Source organism: Stenotrophomonas rhizophila (assembly GCF_001704155.1).
In the GTDB taxonomy this organism is placed as follows: Bacteria; Pseudomonadota; Gammaproteobacteria; order Xanthomonadales; family Xanthomonadaceae; genus Stenotrophomonas; species Stenotrophomonas rhizophila_A.
The window spans coordinates 1,281,423-1,296,632 of the sequence record NZ_CP016294.1 but is presented as its reverse complement, the minus strand read 5'-3'; the positions used below and the strand labels follow the sequence as shown (position 1 = coordinate 1,296,632).

Here is a 15,210-nt window from a genome sequence, read left to right as displayed (position 1 = left end):
GCCCGATCCCTTTCCCCCGCCAGAGCATACGACGAAGCCCGTATGCCATAATGAGAACCCTTCTCATTAATGCCACTGGATGTCGTCGGTCGCCCCCAGTGCCGCGAGCACCCCACCGCTGCACGGTTACCTGCAGGGCCCACACCAGGGTGCCCCGAGCCGTGCGCGGGCACGCACCTCGTTCACCGAACGCCATGCGCGCACGCTCGCTGGCAGCCTGACCGTGCTGGCCCACGCTGCCGTCATCACGCTGCTGCTCTGGACCCACGTTGCCAGCACGCCGGTGCTGCCGCCCCCGCAAGCCGACCGCACCCAGCTGGTACTGCTGCCGCCGCGCGCGCCGGAAGTACCGCTGGAAGACATCGTCGCGCCCACCCCCAGCACGGCCGCCACGCACCAGCAGCAAAAACCGGAACCCCCGCGCGACCGGCCCAGGACGCCGCCCCGCGAGACGGCCCACTGGGTGATTCCGCCACCGACCCCGCCGCAGCCCAAGCCGGATTCGCCTGCGCCGCTGCAGCAGCAGGCCTCGGTTGCCGCCTCGCCGCCCAGCCCACCGCTGCCGCCCGGCCCCAGCGAGACCACGCCCGGCCGCGACAGCTGGGAAGGCCGGGTCATCGCGCGGCTGGAACGCTTCCGTCGTTACCCCCACGCCGCGCGGGCGCGCCGCCATGAGGGCGTCGTGCAGGTGCGGGTGAGCCTGGCCCGCGATGGTCAGCTGCTTGCGCTGGCGGTGGAGCAGAGTTCGGGCTACGCGATGCTGGACCAGGCCGCGCTGGATACCTTCCGCCGGGCCGCGCCGTTGCCGGCCGTGCCCGACGACCGGCCGGCACCGGTGGAACTGTCGTTCCCGGTGGAGTTCTTCATCCGCTGAGCGCCCGCGCAGGCGTGCTATTCGGTCAGCGCCGTGCGCATCTCGCGCTCGATCTGTTCGACCAGCAGCAGGTTGGCATGCTCCGGCTCGCGCTCATAGGCGCGCTTGGCCGCGTCCTGGGCTTCGGCCAGCAGACGGAAGCGCACCTCGGCACTCTCCGCCACCCGCGCGGAAGCGAAACGCGACGCCGCCTGGTAGTAGAGCTCCTGGACATCGCCCAGGTCGCGCGCGCGCTGCCGCCAGCGCGCGGCCGGCACGTCGTTGCCGGGGGTGGCTTCGTAGTGCGCGATGAGCCGCTTGATCGCCACCAGGTCGTCATCCTTGGCGGCGGCGGTCACCACGGCCAACTGGCGGGGCGACAGGTAACGGTCGTCCGTCGGGGGCCCTTCGCCGCAGCCGGGCAGCGCCAACAGAAACACGCAGGACAGGAAAGTGGACTTCATAGCCGCACGATCCTGCCAGTGCCCGATTCGCACGGCCAACGCACCGTTCCTATCAAAAAGCGGCATTACATAGGCAGCGCCACTGCTACCCGCCACCGGCGCCCCGCTCTAGAATGACGGCATGAGCACCCTGACCTTCCGTGCGGCCACGCTGGCCGACATCCCCGCCCTCATCACCCTGGTCACCTCGGCCTACCGCGGCGACGCCAGCCGCGCCGGCTGGACCACCGAAGCGGACATGCTGGACGGCGCGCGCATTGACGCAACCGGCCTTCAAGCCGATATCGAGCGCCCGCGCAGCACCGTCCTGCTGGCCGAACGCGACGGCCAACTGCTGGCCTGCGCGCATGTGGCCGACGACCACGGCAAGGGCTACTTCGGCATGTTTTCGGTGGACCCGGCCCAGCAGGGCGGCGGCATCGGCAAGCAGGTGATGGACGCGGCCGAAGCCCACGCCGCGCGCGAATGGGGCGTGCCGGTGATGCAGATGACGGTGATCGACATCCGCGATGAGCTGATCGCCTTCTACGAGCGCCGTGGCTACCAGCGCACCGGCATCAAGAAACCGTTCCCGTACGGGGATGAGCGCTTCGGCATTCCCAAGCGCGACGACCTGCGCTTCGAGATCCTGGAAAAGCCACTGGCGGCCCTCGCATGAGCGAGACCTGGACCTTCGTCTGCGCCACGGCCGAACTGCTGCCGGGCGAGATGAAGAGCACCTTCGACGAGGTTACCGGCACGCCGATCGTGGTGTTCAACCTGGACGGGGAGCTGTTCGCCCTGGAAGACCAGTGCACCCACGAGGAATTCGAGCTGTCCTCGGGCACGTTCGATACCGAGGAAGGCAGCATCGAGTGCGTGCTGCACAGTGCGCGCTTTGACGTGCGCGATGGCCGTGCCCTGTGTGCCCCGGCCTATACGGCGGTGCCGAAGTTTCCGGTAAAGCGCGAGTTCGACGGGGTCTGGACCCGCGACGACCGCGACTGAGTCTCAGCGAGTCGATAGAAAACTTGAATCGGCCCCTGGCCGGTTCTGTGATGCCCGCCGCAGGGCGGCGGATGCGAATCATTATCGTTTCTGTTAATTTATCGGTATTCGCCTTCCCGGCCTGACCGACTACCGCCTCATGGCTGCCGCCAGTGATGCTACCGCCAACCGCTGCTGGACCCCACTGCTGCTGACTGCGGCGGTGCTGTTCTGCCTGCTGGCCGTGGTGGGTGGGCTGGGCAGTTCGGCGGGTTCGATGGATCGCGCCGGAACGGTGGCCGCGATGGTCGCTGGCGAATCGCTGCAGCTGTCCGGCGTACCTGCACCTGACCGCGCCCCGGTCGCCGTCCACGCCTGCGCCGCAGCCGAAAAGGAAGCGGAGAACGGCCGCCCCGACCCTGCCGAACGTTCCACGTCGCTTCCGTCGTGCATGGCAGGCACGCGCACCGCAGCGTCACCCGCCGCATGGACCATGCCGGCCATCCGATCGCGCCCACTGCGTTCGCATCTGTCGCAGGCGCCGCCCGCGCGCGCCTGACCGCTGCTGCCCAGGCACCCCGCCACGCAGGGCGCCCAACGCCCCCTGCACATCGCCTCTCTTTCGCTCGACCGTCCATGCCCCCTGCGTGCGCGCCCCACCCGTGCGCGCTCGATGGCATTCCTCTTCCCGTTTCCAGGTCCATCACCACCATGATCAAGAGCCGCAAGCATTCCTCCCCCGCCCGCAGTGCCGCCAGCCTGGCCACCGCCAGCCTCGTCACCGGCCTCAGCCTGGCCATGCTGCCGGTGGCCGCCCAGGCCGAGTCGGCCAGTGACTCCCCGCGCACGCTGGACCAGGTGCAGGTGCAGGCCGCCCGCGGCTTCAAGGTCGACAAGGTCGCATCGCCCAAGTTCACCCAGTCCCTGCAGGACACGCCGCAGACCATCCAGATCATCAGCCGCGACCTGTTCACCCAGCAGGGCGCGACCACGCTGACCGATGCGCTGCGCAACAGCCCGGGCGTGGGTACGTTCTACGTCGGCGAGAACGGCAACACCAACACCGGCGACAGCATCTTCATGCGTGGGTTCGATACCTCCAGCAGCATCTTCGTGGACGGCGTGCGCGATGTCGGCTCGATCTCGCGCGATGTGTTCAACACCGAGCAGGTGGAGGTCTCCAAGGGCCCGGCCGGCACCGACAACGGTCGCTCCGCGCCCACCGGTTCGATCAACATGGTGAGCAAGCAGGCCAACCTGCATGACGCGGTGAGCGGCACCGTGTCGGTCGGTAGCGACAGCCAGCAGCGCGCGTCGGCCGACTGGAACCAGTCCCTTGGCGCCACCAGCGCGCTGCGCCTGAATGCCATGTGGCAGGACAGCGACCAGCCCGGCCGCGACCACGTGAACAACTCGCGCTGGGGCATCGCGCCGTCGCTGGCGTTCGGGCTGGGCACCAATACCCGCTACATCCTCAACCTGCTCTATGTGGACCAGCAGAACGTGCCCGACGGCGGCGTGCCGACCCTGGGCCTGCCCGGCTGGACCCCGCAGCCCACGCTGGAACCGCTGGCTGGGCATCCGGTGAACCCGGAGAACTTCTACGGCACCCGCGCCGACCATGACGACGTGACCGCGAAGATGGCCACCTTCCGCATCGAGCATGACTTCAACGACAGCGTGCGCCTGACCAACACCGCCCGTTGGGGCCGTACCGACCAGGACTACATGCTCACCGCCTTCATGGGCACCGGCACGCGCGGCGCCAACGGTGCGCCGACCGGCAACATCCGCTACACCGACCGCAACAACCTGGATACCTACACCATCGCGCGCAGCCTGCCGACCTTCAAGGACCAGCAGAACACCATCCTCACCGACCAGCTCAACCTGCGCGCGGACGTCAGCACCGGTGCCATCGTGCACAACCTGAGCACCGGCGTGGAGTTCACCCGCGAAGAGCTCAAGAGCTTCGGGCAGGCCGCCACCAACGGCACCACCTGGTCGCCGGCCAACCTGTACAACCCGGACTGGAACGCCACCGGCCTGACCTGGGCACACAACGGCGCCGACAGCCGTGGCAAGACCACCACCTCGTCGGTGTACCTGTTCGATACGCTGAACTTCACCGACAGCTTCCTGGTCACCGCTGGCCTGCGTGCGGACCATTACAAGACCGAGTACCAGAGCGCGGTGGTGTGCGGCGGGCGTGGCCCGGCGTGCGGCAGCAACCCGGTGGGCACGGTGATTCCCAATCCGTCGCTGGAGCATTCCGACACCCTGCTCAACTGGAAGCTGGGCGCCGTGTACAAGGTCGGCGACATCGTCAGCCTGTACGGCAACTACGCGCTGTCCCAGCAGCCCCCGGGCGGCAGCAACTTCCAGCTGAGCAGCTCGGCCAGCAGCGCCGACAACCCCAGCCTGGACCCGCAGAAGGCCAAGACGCTTGAAGTGGGCACCAAGTGGGCCTTCCTCGACGATGCACTGGCCTTCAACGTCGCGCTGTTCAAGACCGAAGTCAGCAACGAGATCAACACCCAGGTGCTCGACGATGCCGGCAACCCGACCCAGACCGGCAAGAAGTCGGTGCAGGGCATCGAGGTGTCCACGGTGGGCCGCATCACCGACAACTGGTCGGTGTCGGCCGGCTACAGCCACCTGGATACCGAAGTCGAGGAAGGCGCCAACGTGGCCGCCGACGGCACCCGTAACCTGACCTACACCCCGGGCGCGACCTTCACCAGCTGGACCAGCTACACCTTCCCGTTCGGCCTGACCGTGGGCGGTGGCGTGCGTTACGCCGGCCGCATGCACCGCGGTACCGATGGCGCGGTGGGCACGCCGGCGTTCACCAAGTCGTACACGGTGTACGACGCAGTGGCTTCGTATGAAATCAACGAGCACCTGGTGCTGCGCTTGAACGCCTACAACCTGTTCGACAAGGACTATGTGGCCGCGATCAACAAGAGCGGCTACCGTTACACCCCGGGCGCCCCGCGCAGCGTGCTGTTCAGCGCGGACTTCCGCTTCTGATCCACCAAGGACCCTGCCATGCTCCTGCACGTTCCCGATGTCCTCACCGCCGACGAACTGGCCCACCTGCAGCGCGCGCTTGCCGCGGCAGACTGGGCCGACGGCCGCGAGACCGTGGGCGTGCAGGGCGCGCAGGTCAAGCGCAACCAGCAGTTGCCTGACGCCTCACCGCTGAAGGCCGAGCTGGGCAGGATCGTGCTGGCGGCGCTGGAACGGCACCCGCTGTTCTTCGCCGCCGCACTGCCGCTGCGCATCCTGCCGCCGCGTTTCAACCGCTACCAGGGCGGTGGCGAATATGGCTTCCATGTGGATGGCGCGGTAATGATCACCGACAGCCAAGGCGTGCGCAGCCACCTGCGCTCGGACGTGTCATGCACGTTGTTCCTCAATGCGCCGGAGGACTACGAAGGGGGCGAACTGGTCATCAGTGATACCTACGGCGAGCATGAGGTGAAACTGCCTGCCGGCGACCTGGTGCTGTACCCGTCCAGCAGCCTGCACAAGGTCAACCCGGTCACGCAGGGAGCACGGCTGGCGTCGTTCTTCTGGGTACAGAGCATGGTCCGCGACGATGGCGCACGGCGGATGCTGCTGGAGATGGATGGCGCGATCGAGACGCTGTGCGTGACCGGCGGCGATCCGGGGGCGGTGCTGCAGTTGACCGGGGTGTATCACAACCTGCTGCGTCGCTGGAGCGAGACCTGACGCTGTAAATCATTCCCATTTGCGTTTGTTACAACCGCTCTCTACAATCCCCGCGGCGCCAGACCTGCTGGCGTGCTCCGACAGGGATATCACCTTGCGCCACCCCCACCGCCATCGCAGCTTTGCCCCCGCCATGCGCGGGCAGCGCCCGGCGTTGGCGACGGTGTTGGCGTGGCTGGCCCTGCTCTCGATGCTGCTGGGCACGCTGCCGCTGCTGGAACAGCGCCTGCCCGGCACCGCCGCGCTGGTGCTGCAGCAGCCCGCCGAAGAACGTCCCGGCGGCGAGAATCGCCTGCAGGAAGAAGCCCCGGCCAAGCCACGCCGGATGGCCAGTGCGCGCCCGGCGGCCACGCCGCCGCGCCTGCCCCAGCCGCCGCTGACCGAGTCGCTGGATGCCCTGATGGCCACCCTGGCCGAGCTGCCGCCGCAGGTCGTCCCCACCATCGATTCCGCCCCGGCAACACCGCTTCCGGCGGCCCCCGGGTTGCGCGTCCAGCGCGGCCAGGCGCCCCCGCAGGGCTGATCCCGCCCGCGTCCGCGTCGCTGCGCCTGCACGACCGCCGCCGAGCGCCGCTGCTGCCTGCACTGCAGGCCCCCTGACGATTTTTCGATTGCGCTGCGGCCGCCGGCCACGGCGTTCCCGCGTTCGCATCCTTTTCGAGGTACTTCCCATGGCCCAGCGCCATCGTCGTCGCACGTCCCTGTCCCGCTGCTCGTTGAGCGTTGCCCTGTTGGGCGCGCTCAGCGCCCCCGCCTTCGCCGCCGGCGATGTCGCGGGCGACCCCAAGACCCTGGACCAGGTGGTGGTTACCGCCTCGGGCTTCGAACAGAAGATCACCGACGCCCCGGCCAGCATCAGCGTGGTCAGCCGCGAGGAACTGGCCAAGCGCCCGTACACCAGCCTGGTGGATGCGCTGCGCGACGTGGAAGGCATCGACGTGGGCATGGAAACCACCGACAAGAACGGCCGCGCCACCATCTCCATGCGCGGCATGCCGTCCGAGTACACGCTGGTGCTGATCGACGGCCGCCGCCAGAGCAATGTGGGCCAGCTGTACCCGAACAACTTCGGCGGCGGCCAGTTCGCCTACCTGCCGCCGCTGGATGCGATCGAGCGCATTGAAGTGGTGCGTGGCCCGATGTCCACGCTGTACGGCTCCGATGCCATGGGCGGCGTCATCAACATCATCACCCGGCGCAACCAGGACAGCTGGCACGGCTCGGTCACCCAGGGCTTCACCGTGCAGCAGGACGACCAGTTCGGCGATGCACGCACCACCGACGTGTACCTGACCGGCCCGCTGGTGAAGGAACGGTTGGACGTAGCCGTGCGCGGGAGTTACTACGATGCCAAGGCCTCCAACCCGGAATGGGAAGCACTGACCCTGCCCGACGGCACGCTGTGGGAACGCAGCATCGGCTTCGGCGGTGGTGGCAAGGCGGTGGCCAACAACAACTGGAACACCGGCGTGCGCCTGAGCTGGTCGATCAACGACGACCACGACCTGTCGCTGGACTACGACGTCTCGCGCCAGAAGTACGACAACAGCGAGGGCCAGACCGGCACCCTGGACAGCTTGGCCAGCCTGTGGCGAGTCGGCAATGCCACCATCCCCAACCCGAACGGCAACGGCACGGTCACCCGCCGCGTGGTGCAACCGCGCGTGGGCTATACCGCCTACCAGCGCTATGAGCGCGACCAGCTGGCACTGACCCACCAGGGCCGCTACGCATTCGGCACCTTGCAGACCACGCTGACCCAGACCAGAAGCAACAACCTGGGGCGTTCGCTGCCGCTGACCCTGGACGAACGCGCCGACCTGCAGACGCTGTGGAACGACGTGTGCCGCCGCACCGGCGCGGCCAACAACTGCGCCGCCGGCGCCCGTAACGGTCTCGCCGCGCTGAACCCCTCCGAGATGGCACGCCTGGAAGCATTCCTGCCACGCCCGCTGCGCACCATGGAGCTGGAAGGCTACGTGCTCGACACCATGCTGGACATGAGTTTCGACGCGCACAAGCTGACCTTGGGCGGCCAGTACACCGACACCGACATGATCGACGGCGTGTTCGGCATGGACGGCGCCGGCTACCGCGACAACGTCAAGCAGAAGCACCGCATGTGGTCGGTGTTCGCCGAGGACAACTGGGCACTCACCGACGCGCTCACCGCCACCTTGGGCGTGCGTTATGACGACCACAACATCTTCGGCAGCCACGTCAGCCCGCGCGCCTACCTGGTGTGGAACGCCAGCGACGCTTGGACCTTCAAGGGTGGCGTGAGCACCGGCTACAAGACCCCGCGCCCGGACCAGCTGTTCCCCGGCGTCACCGGGTTCGGCGGCCAGGGCGTGCTGCCGCTGGTGGGTTCGCCCAACCTGCAGCCCGAAACCAGCACCAACTATGAAATCGCCTCGTACTACGAGGGCGAGCGCTGGGGCTTCAACGTCACCGGTTTCCTCAACAAGTTCGACGACAAGATCGCCAGCGGCGGCACCTTCCCGAACTGCGAAGTGGCACCGGTCGGCGGCGGCTACTGCGTGGACGTGGGCCCGGGCTGGGCGGCGCTGGGCTACAGCACCTTCAGCCAGAGCGTGAACATCGATACGGCTGAAACGCGGGGCATTGAAGCGGCGGCGCACGTGGACCTGCTGCAGAACCTGCAGCTGCGCGGCAACTACACGTATACGAAGTCCGAGCAGACCAGCGGCGCCGCGAACGGCCAACCGATCGCCGGCAATCCCGCCAAGCACATGGCCAATGCCAGCCTGAACTGGCAGGTCAGTGAGGCGGTGAGCCTGTCGCTGATCGGTGAGGGGCGGTATGACCGCTATCGGGACACGCTGGTGAGCAACGTGGGCGGGGTGAGTTCGTCGCAGGTGCGGTACTACGACGATTACACCATCTTCCACCTGGGTGGCAGTTGGAACATCAACGAGTGGCTGACGGTAAACGCGCGGGTGAACAACCTGTTCGACAAGGACTTCGTCTCGCAGTCGTGCGTGCTGATCAGCGACAGTGAGTACAACTGCGTGGATGATTACGCGACGAAGGACCAGCGCCGGAGTTACTGGATTTCGTTGAACGCGAAGTTCTGACCGGTGCGCGCCCGGTCTGAATTCCGGGCGCTTTGGGGGGCATGGCAGCCAATAATTGCGAACCATTCTCATCAATGGTGTAATTCGGTATTCGCCCTCTTCTTTGTGACCGTGGCCGCCTCTTCGCCCCCCTCTGCCGTGCAGCAACAGCAAAGCCGTGGCTTCTGGCTGCGCACCCTGCACCAGTGGCACTGGATCAGCTCGGCGGTGTGCCTGATCGGCATGCTGCTGTTCGCCGCCACGGGAATCACGCTGAACCATGCGGCGAAGATCGAGGCGACGCCGCAGGTGGTGAACCGCCAGCTGGAACTGCCGGCCGAGCTGCTGGGGCAGCTCGGCGACCGCACCGACGGCAACGCCCCGGTGCCGCGCCCGGCCGTGCGCTGGCTGGACCGCGAACTGGGCATTTCCATCGGCCGTCGCCCGGCCGAATGGTCCGCCGAGGAAATCTATCTCTCCATGCCCAGCCCCGGCGGCGACGCCTGGTTGAGCATCGACCGCGAAAGCGGCGCGGTGGAATACGAAGCCACCTCACGCGGCTGGGTGTCCTACTTCAACGACCTGCACAAGGGCCGCAATGCCGGCCCGGCCTGGGGCTGGTTCCTGGATGTGTTCGCCGTGGCCTGCCTGGTGTTCTGCATCACCGGCCTGTTCCTGCTGCACCTGCATGCCCGCCAGCGCCGCATGACCTGGCCGTTGGTCGGCCTGGGCCTGATGGTGCCGCTGCTGATTGCCCTGATCCTGATCCACTGACTTCCTTCGCCCTTCCCCTTCCCGGAGCCGCCCCCATGCGCGTCACCCTCACCATCGCCCTGAGCGGCCTGCTGGCCACCTCGCCGGCCTATGCCACCACCCTGGACATCAACGTCGAGGTGCCCAAGCTCAACGTGGCCGAGTACCACCGCCCGTATGTGGCGGTGTGGCTGGAAGGAGCCGACCAGAAGGTCGCCGCCAACCTGGCGGTCTGGTACCAGCAGACCGGCAACAGCGAAGGCCACGGCACCAAGTGGCTGCCCGACCTGCGCCAGTGGTGGCGCAAGAGCGGCCGCGAGCTGAAGGTGCCGGTGGACGGCGTGACCGGGCCGACCAAGCCGGCCGGCACCCACGCGCTGTCGTTCACCGACAGGCAGCCGGCGCTGAAGGCGCTGGCACCGGGCAACTACACGTTGGTGGTGGAAGCGGTGCGCGAAGTCGGCGGCCGCGAGCTGGTCAAGATTCCCTTCACCTGGCCGGCCACCGCGCCGCAGACCGGCAAAGCCCAGGGCAGCACCGAGCTGGGCCTGGTCACGCTGTCGTCCAAGCCCTGATGTTCCACTGCCCTCCCCGTCGAGGGCACCCTTAACCTGTACATGGAGTTGTTGATGAAGCGCTCGCTCGTCCTAGCCGCCGCCCTGGCCGCCGCCCTTCCGTTCTCCGCCCTGGCCCACAAGGCCTGGCTGCAGCCCTCGCAGACCGTGATCGCCGGTGACCATCCGTGGATCACCGTCGATGCGGCGGTGTCCAACGACCTGTTCTACTTCAACCACGTGCCGCTGCGCCTGGAAAGCCTGGTCATCACCGCACCGGACGGCAGCACCGTGCAGCCGCAGAACGCCTCCACCGGCAAGTTCCGCAGCGTGTTCGATGTCGAGCTGACCCAGCAGGGCACCTACCGCCTGGCCTCGGTCAACAACGGCCTGTCGGCCAGCTGGGAGGAAGACGGCAAGCCCAAGCGCTGGCGCGGCACCGTGGCGACCTTCGCCACTGAAGTGCCGAAGAAGGCCAAGAAGCTGCAGGTAAGCCAGTCGGTCAACCGCATCGAAACCTTCGTCACCAACGGCACCCCGAACAGCACCGCGCTGGCGCCGACCAAGTCGGGCATCGAGCTGGTCGCCGTGGGCCACCCCAACGACCTGGCCGCCGGCGAAGAAGCGAGGTTCCGCGTGCTGGTCGACGGCAAGCCGCGCGCCGGCCTGGCCTTCGAGATCACCCGTGGCGGCACGCGCTACCGCAACGCCCAGGAAGAGATCAAGGTCACCAGCGACAAGAAGGGCGAGTTCTCGGTCACCTGGCCCGAAGCCGGCATGTACTGGCTGGAAACCAGCAGCGAAGACAAGAAGACCACGCTCAAGCAGGCCAAGACCCGCCGCCTGAACTACGTCGCCACGCTGGAAGTGCTGCCGCTGTAATCATGTCCACCCTGCACGACATCGCCAGCCTTGGTGGCCACACCATGGGCACCACCTGGCAGGTCAAACTGACCACCACGCCCGGCCGCGATCTGCACCCGCTGCATGCGGGCATCCAGGCGCAGCTGGATGCGGTGGTCGCGCAGATGAGCACCTGGGAAGCGGCCAGCGACATCGCCGCGTTCAACCGCGCAGCGGCCGGCACGTCGCTGCCGCTGCCCGGCCTGTTCGCCGAGGTGATCGACTGCGCGCTCGATATCGCCCGGCGCAGCGAAGGGGCGTTCGATCCCACCGTCGGCCCGCTGGTCGCGCTGTGGGGGTTCGGTGCGCACGCACACGCCCAACGCGTTCCCGATGCTGCCCGGCTGGCGGCCACGCAGGCACGCTGCGGTTGGCAGCGGCTGCACTGGCAGCATGGCCGCCTGCTGCAGCCGGGTGGACTGGAGCTGGATCTTTCGGCCATCGCCAAGGGCTTTGCAGTGGACCTGGTGAGCCGTTGGCTGCGCGGCGAGGGCATTGCGGCGGCACTGGTGGAAGTGGGCGGCGAGCTGCACGGCTATGGGCGCAAGCCCGATGGGCAGCCGTGGCGGGTCCTGGTCGAAGCAGGTCCCGAAGAAGAAGCAGAACTCGCGCATCCGCCGCGCGTGCTGGCGTTGGACGATCTGGCCGTTGCTACTTCCGGTGATCGCTGGCACCAATTCGTCGAGGATGGCACGCACTACAGCCATACGCTGGATCCACGCGCGGGCGCGCCGGTCAGCCGCACGGCGGCCGCGGTGACCGTGGTCGCCCAGCACGCCATGCACGCCGATGGATGGGCCACCGCGTTGACGGTGATGGGCGCCCAGCAAGGGCTTGCGTTCGCCAATGCCAACGCGCTCGCCGCACGCTTCATCACCCGCACTGCGCAGGGCATCGAAGAACACTTGAGCACGGCGTTCACCGCGCTGCTCACTGAACAGGATGCCGCTGCATGAAAGGCAGCCCGTCGCGCGCGGTAGTGGGCAATGTACTGGTGGTCGCCCTGCTGGCCGTACTGGCGTGGTTGCTGTTGCGCCTGCATCTGCAGGAAGACTGGTGGTTGGCCGCGCCACTGGCCTCGCACTGGCGTTGGGCGGCAGGCACCCTCACAGCCTACGCGGCGCTGTGCGCGCTGCTGTGGTGGCGCGGCCGAGCCCGCGACGATGTTGGCAGCGCCGCCGGCGAAGCACCGACGCTGCTGGTCTGGGCCAGCCAGACCGGGTTCGCCCAGCAGCTATGCGAGCGCAGCGCCGAGGTCCTGCGCGCGGCCGGGGTACCGGTGCGCGTGCGCGGCCTGCACCAGGTGGACGCCGCATTGCTGCAGCAGACCACCCGGGTGCTGCTGATCGCCAGCACCACCGGCGAAGGCGATCCACCCGACCACACCCTGCCCTTCCTGCGCCGCGTGATGCCGCAGGACATGGCACTGCCGCAGTTGCACTACGGTGTGCTGGCACTGGGCGACCGCAGCTACGGGCACTTCTGCGCGTTCGGCCACCAGCTCGATGCGTGGCTGCGCCAGCACGGCGCGCATCCCCTGTTCGACACGGTGGAAGTGGACAACGCCGACCCGGCCGCCCTGCGCCACTGGCAGCAGCTGCTGGGCCAGCTGGGCGGGAACGCCACCGAGCTGCCCGACTGGGCGCCGGCGCAGTACCAGCCCTGGCAGCTGCAGTCGCGCCGCCAGGAAAACCCCGGTAGCCCCGGCGCGGCGACGTGGCGGGTGAGCCTGGTGCCGGCCGCTGGCGTGCTGCCGGCGTGGCAGGCCGGTGATGTGGCGGAGATTGGTCCGCAGCACAGTCCGGTCGAGGTCGATGCCTGGCTGGCCACGCATGCACGCGATGGCGCGGCGATGGTCGAGGGGCAGCCACTGCGCGATTGGCTGGCGCGCTCGCACCTGCCGGTGCTGCCCGATGCGGTGCCGGCCGATGACACGGCACTGGTAGCCACGCTCAAGCCGTTGCCGCACCGCGAATACTCCATTGCCAGCATGCCGGGCGAAGGCCACGTGCTGCTGCTGTTGCGGCGGCTGCTGCGCCCGGATGGCACGCCGGGGCTGGGCAGCGGCTGGCTGTGCGATCACGCGGCGCTGGGTGGGCGCATCAACCTGCGCTTCCGCGGCAACCCGAATTTCCACGCACCCGCGCCGGACACACCGCTGATCCTGATCGGCAACGGCACCGGCATTGCCGGGCTGCGCGCGCACCTGCGTGCACGGGTGGACCTTGGCGCCGGGCGCAACTGGCTGCTGTTCGGCGAGCGTACCGCCGCGCACGATTTCTACTTCAAGGAAGACCTGCAGCGCTGGCAACGTGACGGCATGATCGCGCGGCTGGATACGGTGTTCAGCCGCGACGGCGGCGAGCACCGTTACGTGCAGGACCGCCTGCTCGCGCAGCTGGACACCCTGCGCCAGTGGGTCCGCGACGGCGCCACGATCCTGGTCTGCGGCAGCCTGCAGGGCATGGCCCCGGCAGTGGACGCGGTGATCGAACAGGCGCTGGGCCGCGAAGGCAAGGAAGCCCTGATCGTCGCCGGCCGCTACCGCCGCGACGTTTATTGACCGCGCTGGTCCAGGCGGATGGCGAGCAGCTCACCGCCACCGCACAATGCGTAGCGCCTATGCGGCCCTGCCGCCAGCCACGCGGTGTCGCCCTGCTGCAGCGGCGGCAGTTCCGGCTCGCCCTCGAACTCCGCCTGCCCCGCCAACAGGTGGATCGCCCACGCCGTGCCCGGCTCGGTGAAGAAGAACATGCTGCCCACCAGCGGGCGGTGCAGCAGTTCGGCATCGACCTGGTCACGCCGCCACATCAGGTTGAAATCATGGGTGAGCCCATCCACCAGCTCGCCATGGACCTCCGCTTCGCCGGCAAAGCGCAGGCGATCGTGGGGTGGCAGCAGCGTATGCAGCGCGCCATCGGCAAAGCGCAGGCGCAGCCCTTCGCCGCGCAGCAGGACCAGTTCGCGGTCGATGCCGTGGAACGACGAGAACGCCGCATCCTGTTCGATCTCGGCAATCGACAAACGTACCAGCCACTCTTCGCTATCGGGCACGCGCAGGATTTCACGGGTCCAGCCAAGACCATTCCGCCAGCGTTCGCGGCGGTATTCAAAGCTGGGAATGACGCGCGTGGCAGCGCTCAATGCGGTGGCGGTCGACATGCCGCCATTGTGCCTCAGCCGGGCTTGCCGCCGCAGTCCGCTTCCAGCAGCTGCGAGCGCGCCAGCCACTCCTTGTCCGGGTAGTAGGCGAACACCATCGCCCCACCGCGCAGGCTGTCGATCAGCGGCCGCGCCACGGTCAGGCGTACCGCCGGGCAGCCCAGGCTGCGGCCGAGCCGGCCCTGCAGCCGGGCGATGGTGGGGTTCACGTACGGAGCACCGTGGATGACGATGGCGCGGTCGCGCGCCTTGTCGTTGAAGCCCGGCTCCAGACCTTCCAGGCGCAGCGAATAGCCATTGCCGCCCATGTAGGTTTCCTTGGCGGTGAACGCGCCCAGGCTGGACATGAAACTGCCATCGCGGTTGGAGAAGCGTTCGGTGGCGTTGCCGCCGCTATTGCGGCCATGGGCGACCCACTCCTCGAACAGCAGCTTCTGGTGGGCCAGGTCGAACACCCACATGCGCTGTTCGGTGGACGGGCGCGAGTAATCAATCACGCTCAAGCGGCCCGGATCCACGCCCAGCTCCGGCCGGCGCAGGGCGCAGGTCATCGCGTTGGCGGCCAGCTGCAGCACCTTGCGGTCCGCATTGGGCGCCGCGCGCGCCAGCATGTCGGCCAGCTGGGCCGGCGGCAGCGTGCGGGGCGGGGGCGTGGTCGCCGCACGGGCGCTGCCTGCCGGCGCGGTCAGCGCCAGCCCGCACAGGGCAACGGTGGCAATCAGAACGGGAAAGAAACGCAT

At 68.1% G+C, this 15,210-nt stretch carries 16 protein-coding genes; 13 read left to right on the top strand and 3 right to left on the bottom strand.

What is annotated here, in order from left to right; translation table 11 throughout:
• Window positions 1-79: 79 nt before the first annotated feature.
• Entirely contained in the window at window positions 80-874 is a 795-nt protein-coding gene (locus BAY15_RS19625; protein ID WP_083214076.1) for an energy transducer TonB, read from the top strand.
• Window positions 875-891: 17 nt separating this feature from the next.
• Here BAY15_RS19625 and BAY15_RS05920 read toward each other — a convergent pair whose 3' ends face one another.
• On the bottom strand, window positions 892-1,317 hold the full coding sequence (locus BAY15_RS05920) for a hypothetical protein (protein WP_068849899.1): 426 nt from the start codon (window positions 1,315-1,317) through the stop codon (window positions 892-894).
• 121 nt (window positions 1,318-1,438) lie between these two features.
• Here BAY15_RS05920 and BAY15_RS05915 point away from each other — a divergent pair, with 121 nt between their 5' ends.
• The 12 genes from BAY15_RS05915 (at window position 1,439) to BAY15_RS05860 (ending at window position 13,871) form a co-directional block, all read left to right on the top strand.
• The gene (locus tag BAY15_RS05915) at window positions 1,439-1,975 is read left to right on the top strand and encodes a GNAT family N-acetyltransferase (protein WP_068849896.1); all 537 of its coding nucleotides are present in this window, start codon (window positions 1,439-1,441) and stop codon (window positions 1,973-1,975) included.
• Window positions 1,972-2,304: a non-heme iron oxygenase ferredoxin subunit gene (locus BAY15_RS05910; protein ID WP_068849893.1), complete on the top strand. Its 333-nt coding sequence runs from the start codon at window positions 1,972-1,974 to the stop codon at window positions 2,302-2,304. The genes BAY15_RS05915 and BAY15_RS05910 overlap by 4 nt, the downstream gene beginning before the upstream one ends.
• A 139-nt stretch (window positions 2,305-2,443) precedes the next feature.
• Window positions 2,444-2,842 (top strand): hypothetical protein, encoded by a 399-nt coding sequence (locus BAY15_RS05905; protein ID WP_068849890.1) that lies wholly within the window; start codon window positions 2,444-2,446, stop codon window positions 2,840-2,842.
• Between the two features lie 143 nt (window positions 2,843-2,985).
• A complete protein-coding gene (locus BAY15_RS05900) occupies window positions 2,986-5,316 on the top strand; it encodes a catecholate siderophore receptor Fiu (protein WP_083214256.1) in 2,331 nt (776 codons plus the stop codon).
• An 18-nt stretch (window positions 5,317-5,334) separates the two neighbouring features.
• On the top strand, window positions 5,335-6,021 hold the full coding sequence (locus BAY15_RS05895; protein WP_068849884.1) for a Fe2+-dependent dioxygenase: 687 nt from the start codon (window positions 5,335-5,337) through the stop codon (window positions 6,019-6,021).
• A 94-nt stretch (window positions 6,022-6,115) separates the two neighbouring features.
• The gene (locus tag BAY15_RS05890; protein WP_335743686.1) at window positions 6,116-6,544 is read left to right on the top strand and encodes a hypothetical protein; all 429 of its coding nucleotides are present in this window, start codon (window positions 6,116-6,118) and stop codon (window positions 6,542-6,544) included.
• Between the two features lie 148 nt (window positions 6,545-6,692).
• The gene (locus tag BAY15_RS05885; RefSeq protein ID WP_068849878.1) at window positions 6,693-9,119 is read left to right on the top strand and encodes a TonB-dependent receptor domain-containing protein; all 2,427 of its coding nucleotides are present in this window, start codon (window positions 6,693-6,695) and stop codon (window positions 9,117-9,119) included.
• Window positions 9,120-9,257: 138 nt separating this feature from the next.
• Window positions 9,258-9,872, top strand: coding sequence for a PepSY-associated TM helix domain-containing protein (locus BAY15_RS05880; RefSeq protein ID WP_099047384.1), 615 nt, complete (start codon window positions 9,258-9,260; stop codon window positions 9,870-9,872).
• A gap of 35 nt (window positions 9,873-9,907) precedes the next feature.
• On the top strand, window positions 9,908-10,426 hold the full coding sequence (locus tag BAY15_RS05875; RefSeq protein WP_068849877.1) for a DUF2271 domain-containing protein: 519 nt from the start codon (window positions 9,908-9,910) through the stop codon (window positions 10,424-10,426).
• Between the two features lie 54 nt (window positions 10,427-10,480).
• Entirely contained in the window at window positions 10,481-11,287 is an 807-nt protein-coding gene (locus BAY15_RS05870) for a DUF4198 domain-containing protein (RefSeq protein ID WP_068849875.1), read from the top strand.
• Window positions 11,287-12,264: an FAD:protein FMN transferase gene (locus tag BAY15_RS05865; protein WP_428999296.1), complete on the top strand. Its 978-nt coding sequence runs from the start codon at window positions 11,287-11,289 to the stop codon at window positions 12,262-12,264. The genes BAY15_RS05870 and BAY15_RS05865 overlap by 1 nt, the downstream gene beginning before the upstream one ends.
• Complete coding sequence (locus tag BAY15_RS05860) at window positions 12,261-13,871, top strand: sulfite reductase subunit alpha (RefSeq protein ID WP_068849869.1); 1,611 nt, start codon at window positions 12,261-12,263, stop codon at window positions 13,869-13,871. The genes BAY15_RS05865 and BAY15_RS05860 overlap by 4 nt, the downstream gene beginning before the upstream one ends.
• On the opposite strand, the gene BAY15_RS05855 is transcribed toward BAY15_RS05860, so the two are convergent.
• Complete coding sequence (locus tag BAY15_RS05855; protein ID WP_068849866.1) at window positions 13,865-14,470, bottom strand: HutD/Ves family protein; 606 nt, start codon at window positions 14,468-14,470, stop codon at window positions 13,865-13,867. The two genes, BAY15_RS05860 and BAY15_RS05855, sit on opposite strands and share 7 nt — an antisense overlap.
• A gap of 14 nt (window positions 14,471-14,484) precedes the next feature.
• Entirely contained in the window at window positions 14,485-15,210 is a 726-nt protein-coding gene (locus BAY15_RS05850) for a murein L,D-transpeptidase catalytic domain family protein (RefSeq protein ID WP_068849863.1), read from the bottom strand.

What these genes read in the sequence shown, in the direction of transcription:
- BAY15_RS19625 (WP_083214076.1), top strand. Translation starts at nt 80, where the DNA reads ATGTCGTCGGTCGCCCCCAGTGCCGCGAGCACCCCACCGCTGCACGGT.
- BAY15_RS05920 (WP_068849899.1), bottom strand. Translation starts at nt 1,317, where the DNA reads ATGAAGTCCACTTTCCTGTCCTGCGTGTTTCTGTTGGCGCTGCCCGGC.
- BAY15_RS05915 (WP_068849896.1), top strand. Translation starts at nt 1,439, where the DNA reads ATGAGCACCCTGACCTTCCGTGCGGCCACGCTGGCCGACATCCCCGCC.
- BAY15_RS05910 (WP_068849893.1), top strand. Translation starts at nt 1,972, where the DNA reads ATGAGCGAGACCTGGACCTTCGTCTGCGCCACGGCCGAACTGCTGCCG.
- BAY15_RS05905 (WP_068849890.1), top strand. Translation starts at nt 2,444, where the DNA reads ATGGCTGCCGCCAGTGATGCTACCGCCAACCGCTGCTGGACCCCACTG.
- BAY15_RS05895 (WP_068849884.1), top strand. Translation starts at nt 5,335, where the DNA reads ATGCTCCTGCACGTTCCCGATGTCCTCACCGCCGACGAACTGGCCCAC.
- BAY15_RS05885 (WP_068849878.1), top strand. Translation starts at nt 6,693, where the DNA reads ATGGCCCAGCGCCATCGTCGTCGCACGTCCCTGTCCCGCTGCTCGTTG.
- BAY15_RS05875 (WP_068849877.1), top strand. Translation starts at nt 9,908, where the DNA reads ATGCGCGTCACCCTCACCATCGCCCTGAGCGGCCTGCTGGCCACCTCG.
- BAY15_RS05870 (WP_068849875.1), top strand. Translation starts at nt 10,481, where the DNA reads ATGAAGCGCTCGCTCGTCCTAGCCGCCGCCCTGGCCGCCGCCCTTCCG.
- BAY15_RS05860 (WP_068849869.1), top strand. Translation starts at nt 12,261, where the DNA reads ATGAAAGGCAGCCCGTCGCGCGCGGTAGTGGGCAATGTACTGGTGGTC.
- BAY15_RS05855 (WP_068849866.1), bottom strand. Translation starts at nt 14,470, where the DNA reads ATGTCGACCGCCACCGCATTGAGCGCTGCCACGCGCGTCATTCCCAGC.
- BAY15_RS05850 (WP_068849863.1), bottom strand. Translation starts at nt 15,210, where the DNA reads ATGCGTTTCTTTCCCGTTCTGATTGCCACCGTTGCCCTGTGCGGGCTG.